Origin of the sequence: Streptomyces sp. SID12501 (assembly GCF_010550245.1) — a bacterium.
Taxonomy (GTDB): Bacteria; Actinomycetota; Actinomycetes; order Streptomycetales; family Streptomycetaceae; genus Streptomyces.
In genome coordinates this window covers 1-934 of sequence record NZ_JAAGLU010000135.1, presented here as the reverse complement: position 1 = coordinate 934, position 934 = coordinate 1, and the positions used below count along the sequence as shown (strand labels likewise).

Sequence of the window (934 nt, the reverse complement as noted above, 5' to 3'; positions counted from 1 at the left end):
GTGCTCGGCATCGGCATGCAGCCCGTCCATCTGATCGCCATGGCGGCGTTCGTGCTGCTCACGACCTTGGCGTTCCTCGCGCTGCAGCAGATGTTCGTGGTGCTGCTCGGCACGGCCGCGGGCCGCGTCGTGGCGCTCGTGCTGCTCATGCTGCAGCTGTCGTCCTCGGGCGGCACGTACCCCGTCGAGACCACGCCCGGGTTCTTCCAGGCGCTGCACCCGTTCATGCCGGCCACCTACGTGGTCGACGGCCTGCGCGAGCTCGTCGGCGGCGGCGTCGACCAGCGGCTGTGGGCCGCGGTGCTGGTCATGTCAGCATTGCTGATCGGCTCGCTCGCGGTGAGCGCGTGGTCCGCGCGCCGGCAGAAGGTGTGGACGATCGCCCGGCTCCACCCCGAGCTGAGCGTCTAGCGGACCACGGACCGACGGAGACGAGGAGGCACCGTGGCACGCCGACCCACCCGGCAGGCGATCCTGGACGCGGCGATCACCGTGGCGGCCCGCCGCGGCATCACCGGCGCGTCGATGGACGAGGTCGCGGAGGAGGCGCAGGTCGCCAAGGGCAGCCTCTACTACCACTTCGACTCCAAGGACGCGTTGTTCTCCGAGGTGCTGCGCACCGGGTTCACGCGGCTCGTCGACACGGTGTCCGCGGCGCGGACCGGCCTCACCGGCCGGGCCGCGCTGCGGTCCGTGGCCGTCGCGACCATGACCCTGCTGCAGACCAACCCCGAGCTCGCCAAGCTCATGGCCGCCGAGCTGTTCCGCACCGACCGCACGTGGGGCGACGCGCTCGCACCGATCCGGTCGGACGTCGCGGTGCACTTCCGCGACGTGCTGCGCGAGGTCCGCACCGAGCAGGGCGCGGACCCGGTGACGGTCACGGGCATCTCGGGCGCCGCGCTGCTGGGCGCGATCGCCGTCGCGAGCCTCG

Annotated in this window: 2 protein-coding genes; both read left to right on the top strand. The window is 72.5% G+C overall.

Annotation, left to right across the window (positions count from 1 at the left end; translation table 11 throughout):
* Window positions 1-411 (top strand): YhgE/Pip family protein (locus tag G3I71_RS44810; RefSeq protein WP_164324637.1); only part of this gene is annotated, 411 nt, incomplete at its 5' end.
* 33 nt (window positions 412-444) lie between these two features.
* A partial coding sequence (locus G3I71_RS44805; RefSeq protein ID WP_164324634.1) for a TetR/AcrR family transcriptional regulator occupies window positions 445-934 on the top strand: 490 nt, incomplete at its 3' end.